The organism is Syntrophorhabdaceae bacterium (genome assembly GCA_035541755.1).
Lineage (GTDB): Bacteria > Desulfobacterota > Syntrophorhabdia > Syntrophorhabdales > Syntrophorhabdaceae > PNOF01.
In genome coordinates this window covers 1-5,920 of record DATKMQ010000155.1, presented here as the reverse complement: position 1 = coordinate 5,920, position 5,920 = coordinate 1, and the positions used below count along the sequence as shown (strand labels likewise).

The following is a 5,920-nucleotide window of genomic DNA, read 5'->3' as shown; positions in this document are numbered from 1 at the left end:
CACTGAATCGCCAACCCGCCTCGCCTGGAAATAGCCAATCGGTAATGACAGCAGATGCCGGAAAAGCCTTGCTCCAAGCTCGACGTCGATCTTGCTGCTGGTATGGGCGAAGATCCAGGTACGGATTGTGGTCAGGGCGGTTTGAAAGAGAACGCCCGCAAGCAGTGCGATACCGATCACATGTAGTGTCTGCATGGCGTTATTGACCAGGACCTTGTCCATCACCACCTGGAAACCAAGAGGGGTCACCAGGCCGATGAGTTGCAGCACAAATGAAATCAGCATGACTTCGCCGAGCAGCGTCCTGTATTTGACGATAGCGGGAATAAACCAAGTGAAATCGAACTTTGAGAGATCCCGCATGTAGCTCATTTTCGAGGTAAAGAAAATGAACTGACCCGACCAACGATCCAGAAAATCTTCTTTCGTCAGGACTTCGGCGTTGGGATTGCCGGGTTGCTGAACTATTATTCTGGGTTTGGTTTTGTCCCCGCCGTCGTAACCGTATTTTACGGCAATGAAGAATTTCCCTTCCTTGTCGATCGCGATGGCAGGCAAAGGCGAGCGGTCCAGCCGACCCGGCTCTTGCGTGACGAGCCTGGCCGTGAGCCCGAGGCGCTTGGCGCCCAAAAGGATGGTTTCAACCGTGAATAGTTTCGGTCCGAACTCGTGCCGTAGTTGAGCTTCATCAGCGGCGGTTCCGTGATGCCGAGCAATCATTAATAAACTCAAAAGTCCTAAATCCATAATCCCTCCACATAGAGTTATCGGTTGCGGTAGCTGGACCATAAGGAGATGTAGACTGGAATTACATGGTGAGTGATTCACGCGGGGACGCCACCTTCTCGATGATGTCATTCGCCCAAAGCATTAAGTCCTTTTGCCAATAAAAAATAGCCATTCGCCTGATTGTGTTCCGGCTGCTTCCACTGTAGTATTCAGAAGTGCAAGACTGAACCATTAGAAAGAGGAGGGATCACAATGAAGAGGGTACTTTGTTATTGTCTTATGTTTGTCGGCGCACTGGTACTGGCTCCCCATGCCTTTGCGGACTCCGTTGTTGGCACAGTAGGGGGCTGGCAAACTTGGACGGGGACTAACCTGGACCAGGATGGAAAGCCTTACTGGGACAACAGCTCCTCGGATGGAACGCACATGAATGTTGGGTACTTATTGAACGGCACCCAAGGCTCAGGAGCTGGCATTGCAGGTTTCCCGGGAGCCATTCCGTTCTGGGGCGCAACTTACACTTCCGCTTCAGACACGGGAGGGGCTGCTGACAGCAGCTTTTATTTTACGAGCAGCGGTTCAAGCCAGGCAGCTTTGAAGATCGAAATCGCCGGCAATGCGAACAGCAATACGTTTGGGTGGTATGACGCTTCGACTGGAGCAATGACCGAGATTTTCAGCGGGCCTGCCGGTCAGGGATCCACTGCCACATTTACCCCCTCTGCAACCTACGGCTTCTACTTCGGCACAGGGGCTGGAACCTATCTAACGCAATCTGGCGCATTTAGCACGGCTGGTGCGCAAGATCAGCATTTCGCCCTTTTCCAGGGCACAGACGGTTACTGGTTGGGCATGGAAGACCTCCCGTTCTCAAGCTCGGACAAAGATTACAATGACATGATCGTGAAGGTGTCGCCTGCGACGTCCGTGGCGCCTGTTCCCGAGCCGGCGACCATGACGCTTCTTGGTTTTGGTCTCGTGGGTCTGGTAGGGGTTAGGAGATTTAAGAAGTAAGCTCCCGGTTGAAAAGAAAGTGTACGACACGAGGCAGGGTCAATTGGCTCTGCCTTTTTACTTCTGAGGATTGGCGATTGTAATCTGCTGCCAAACATGAAATACGCGCTTTAACCATTCCTTAGAAGAGGAAGAAAGCGAGTATCGCCGAAACCACCACGTTTTTTAATGATCTCGATGCCTTATAATACTACCTTACGGAAAAACATTAGGTAAGTGTTACTTTACGCAATAAAATGTCTATTTATGTAACGTTTTGATATTATATGACACAATAAGATTCTAAATGTTATACAAGAATTCTCGGAGAGGCCACGAGAAAGGCGATCTCAAAGATCCACGCCTCCGGCCTTCCAACTACCCACGACGAGGTACGTCTCGTCAACCGCCCGCTGTCCCCTTCGGGGTAGCATTATCGGATTGGCTGCCTATACCGATGAAGTCGGCCACATTAAATGATACAAGCGGACATCCCATTTTGGAGCAAGCCGGCCACCCAATATGATGGACCCGGCCACCCCCGTCGGAGCCGTCAGGCGACGCTGGTAGTTTCCTACGTTACATCCTTTTTCTCCTTCGTGTCAATGCTGCGTTTCTTTTTCCTCATGGACTCTCCTTTCAAGGTTATGCGATGCGCATTGTGCACGAGCCGGTCAAGAAGCGCGTCGGCAATCGTTGGATCGCCGATCATCTCATGCCAGTGCTCCACGGGTAACTGACTGGCGATAATAGTCGCTCCCGTGCCGTGACGATCTTCAATCACTTCTAGGAGATCTCGCCGTTCTGCATCGGTGAGCGGCGCCAGGGCGAAGTCATCAAGAACGAGCAGTGCCGTTCTCGCCAGTCGCGTCAACATCCGTGCATAACTGCCGTCAGCGCGTGCCATAGCCAGGGTGTAACAGAGCGTAGGCATCCTGACATAGAAGGCGCTTAAGCCTTCCCTGCAGCTCGTATGCGCCAGCGCACACGCGATAAACGTCTTGCCCGCTCCGGTTGGTCCGATGACAAGCACGTTCTGATGCTTGCGTACCCACGCACAGGTCGCAAGGCTGAGGATCACGGATTTATCGATACCCCTGGGTGTTCTGTAATCGATGTCCTCGATGCAGGCGGCAAGCTTGAGGCGGGCATTGACTAAAAGCCGTTTCATCCTTCGGTTCTCATGATAGGTATATTGCGCATCCACTAAAAGCCCAAAGCGCTCTTCAAAGGAGAGGTCATGCATATCGCTGCGGTCCATCTGCTCCTTCAGGGCATCAGCCATTCCAAAGAGTTTCAGCGCATAGAGTTTTTCAGAGGTCTGTTCGTTCAGCATAGGTGCTCTCCTTGTAGTAGGTATTACCACGGATGTTCTCATGATCGATCGTAGGTGCACTCATCATGACGGGAAGCTCCTTCCCGTCCAGGTTATGACGCAGGATAGACTGAACACTCCGGTAGGAGAAGGCTTTCATAACAAGAGCGCGAGCGCAGGCCGCCTCCAATCGTTCTTGCCCGTAGCGTCTTCCCAGCCGGATGATGCCGAGTGATGACCGGAAGCCCTGCTCCGGATGCGCCTTCCGCTCCATGATCTCTTTGACCAGCGCCTCCACTGCAGGGCCTGTCTTTGCCGCCCAGCGGATGATACGGGAGGGTGTCCATTCCAGATAGCGCTTATGTGAGTCCGGCATATGGGCCGTTATCGTGCTGTGGTGCCCGCGCACGTGGCTTCTCCTGTGTGATGCCACCCGGTTACCCTTGAAGAAGATCTCCACCGTTGTTGCGGTCATACGGGCATCCATGCGTTGGCCTCGCAGCTGATACGGGACGCTGTAGTAGTGGTGATCCAGCTCCACATGGTAGTCGATGTTCGCTTTCGGTTTTTCCCACACGGCGTACTCGTAGCGTTGTTCCGGCAAGGGCTTCATTGCCGGCCGATCGACGGTCTCAAACAGCTGTTTCCTCGATACCTTCAGTTTCTGCAAGGGTCGGGTGTTGAACTCTTCCAGTTTCTCACGGATGGCTTGATTGAGCTCACCTATGCTGAAGAACGTATGGTTACGCAGTGCAGCGATGATCCACCGCTCTGCAATGAGCACCGCCGATTCGACCTTGGCTTTGTCTTTCGGCTTCTTCACTCTGGCCGGGATTACCACCGTACCGTAATGTGCCGCCAGGTCATGGTACGTCGGATTGAGATCGGGTTCATACCGGCAGGGATGGGTCACACCGACTTTTGGATTGTCAGGCACCAGGATCGCCGGAACACATCCCATGAACTCAAACGTATGGACATGGAGATGAATCCAGGACGGGAGATCCTCCGCGAGCACCGCTTCCGCATAGGTATAGTTGCTCGCCCCCAGTGCCGCCACAAAGAGATAGGCGAGCGTGACGCCTCCCGTCTGAGGATCGTGGATCGGGATCGTGTCGCCGGCAAAATCGACAAACAGCTTCTCCCCCGCTTTGTAGGTCTGCCGCAACGCAATATCAAGCGTCTTTAACCACGCGCGGTAGCGCACGCAAAACTGGCTGTACTGATAGCCGTCGGGTGTATGTGCCCGGTACTCTTCCCATAAGAGCTTCAGCGTGACATGCCTTCTCTTGAGCTCGTTATAGAGGTACTCGAAGGGCGGCATGTCCCGCCGCTCTTCCGCGAGCGGGATGCTGGAGGGAAAAAGGAGATGCTCCAGACGAGCGTCATCCAGATCGTCGGGAAGAGGCCAGGCAAGACCTGCCCGCCCTGCACGGTCAAGGTACTCTTTGACCGTGGCTCGCCCGACCCCGCAGCTGTGCGCTGCCTGCCGGGCCGATAAGCCATTCGCCCAGCAGAGCCTGAGAACTTCTTTCACCTTGCGCATAGATAACCTCCTGAATGCCATCACCTGCTCCTTGCCGTTTTGGCAAAGGCTACCACGGCATTCTTATGGAATTTATCCAGCGTGTCTTGCGGCTCTTTCGGGGGTGGCCGGCTTTATGATATCGGGTGGCCGGCTTGGATCACATCGGGTGGCCGGGTTCAATCATATTCAGTGGCCTGGTTGGGCCGGATTACGCATCTCGGACTCGATTCTCGAAGTTTCGTGAAATACGGGACCTGAGCAACCTTTGGGGGAGTAGACTTTTGAGCTAATGTAAACATCCGTCTTAATGCACTCAGTTCCCTGTTGACGGTTCCATTCGAGACCTCTTTTTGTCGATTGGTCACGTATGTGCGAATGGTTGTTGAGGTGATGTCGACGACTCTATACCCACCGAAGAACTTCGATAGAAAGTCGACCATGATTCTAGCTCTCCAGATTGATTTCCGTCCATGAAGTTTCTGGTCGATCAGGTAATCTTCAGCAAGTTCCTCAAATCTGATTTTGTCGAGTCGTACAGGTGGAACTTTCCCTTGAATCAATTCAGCTTCTCTGGTCTTAGCTATCTTGTTAGCTTCAGACAATTTGTTGGTGTGTGTCGACTCTCTGATGTAACGTCGTCCTGACAGATAGATTTGTGTCCAATACATCTTTCCCCTTCGATACACTCGTGCCATGGTTACTTCCTCCTTGTATTGTTTAGTAGCGATATCTCGTAAACTGGCTCTGGAAGCTGTTCTACGAGGTTCATGTTCACATAGCTGTTATTGGATACGCTGGTTGCGTTGTCAAGGAGAATTCCGAGAAGTGAAGCACATTTTGAGGCACATAGTTTCGGGAGCATCAGAGTAGCAAGGGTTTCCAGAGACTCACTGGTCTATCAGTCCATTGTGTTCGACTGAATGGGCTCTCGAATTCGTGAGATAGGCGTGGAAGGATTGCTCCCTTGTGAAGGAATAGTGTACTGAACTGTGAAAGTACTGTACTGAACTGTAATCCTACTAGGGATCAAAGTTGCGATTGACAACGGTCTGAGTCGTTGGGCTGCCATCTCTGAATTCTCAGGCCCCTCAATCACTCTGAAAATAGACATACAAATGATTCCCGAATTGACGCGCTTTTGACATGGCTTCTCTCAGGGCGAACGTTTTTACGTCTACGTGTATGAATGACTATGTACGCGAGAAAAACGATCCTGGCGAGAGCTTTCAATTGACGCACAGTTGAATTTTGATGGTCCCAGAAGCAGGCTGCAGCTCGACCTTCGGATCAGCGGAGGTGGATATTCTAGATTTTCAATTTGCAGATGTTGCGGGAATTATTGCTCACATTTCTGT

Annotated in this window: 5 protein-coding genes; 1 reads left to right on the top strand and 4 read right to left on the bottom strand. The window is 52.2% G+C overall.

The annotated features are described in order from the left end of the window. A partial coding sequence (locus tag VMT62_15185; protein HVN97772.1) for a cysteine peptidase family C39 domain-containing protein occupies window positions 1-789 on the bottom strand: 789 nt, incomplete at its 3' end. 192 nt (window positions 790-981) lie between these two features. Here VMT62_15185 and VMT62_15180 point away from each other — a divergent pair. Next, entirely contained in the window at window positions 982-1,743 is a 762-nt protein-coding gene (locus tag VMT62_15180) for a PEP-CTERM sorting domain-containing protein (protein ID HVN97771.1), read from the top strand. Between the two features lie 553 nt (window positions 1,744-2,296). On the opposite strand, the gene istB is transcribed toward VMT62_15180, so the two are convergent. The 3 genes from istB to VMT62_15165 all read right to left on the bottom strand — a co-directional run bounded on the left by istB (window position 2,297) and on the right by VMT62_15165 (window position 5,260). Beyond that, window positions 2,297-3,058, bottom strand: coding sequence for an IS21-like element helper ATPase IstB (gene istB, locus VMT62_15175; protein ID HVN97770.1), 762 nt, complete (start codon window positions 3,056-3,058; stop codon window positions 2,297-2,299). Then, entirely contained in the window at window positions 3,036-4,604 is a 1,569-nt protein-coding gene (gene istA, locus VMT62_15170; protein ID HVN97769.1) for an IS21 family transposase, read from the bottom strand. The genes istB and istA overlap by 23 nt, the downstream gene beginning before the upstream one ends. A 137-nt stretch (window positions 4,605-4,741) precedes the next feature. Further along, window positions 4,742-5,260 carry a hypothetical protein gene (locus VMT62_15165; protein ID HVN97768.1) on the bottom strand — a complete coding sequence of 173 codons (519 nt, stop codon included), beginning with the start codon at window positions 5,258-5,260 and terminating at the stop codon, window positions 4,742-4,744. Window positions 5,261-5,920 lie beyond the last annotated feature (660 nt).

Excerpts from the sequence above, each read along its gene's own strand:
- istB (HVN97770.1), bottom strand. The coding sequence starts at position 3,058 with ATGCTGAACGAACAGACCTCTGAAAAACTCTATGCGCTGAAACTCTTT.
- VMT62_15180 (HVN97771.1), top strand. The coding sequence starts at position 982 with ATGAAGAGGGTACTTTGTTATTGTCTTATGTTTGTCGGCGCACTGGTA.
- VMT62_15165 (HVN97768.1), bottom strand. The coding sequence starts at position 5,260 with ATGGCACGAGTGTATCGAAGGGGAAAGATGTATTGGACACAAATCTAT.
- istA (HVN97769.1), bottom strand. The coding sequence starts at position 4,604 with ATGGCATTCAGGAGGTTATCTATGCGCAAGGTGAAAGAAGTTCTCAGG.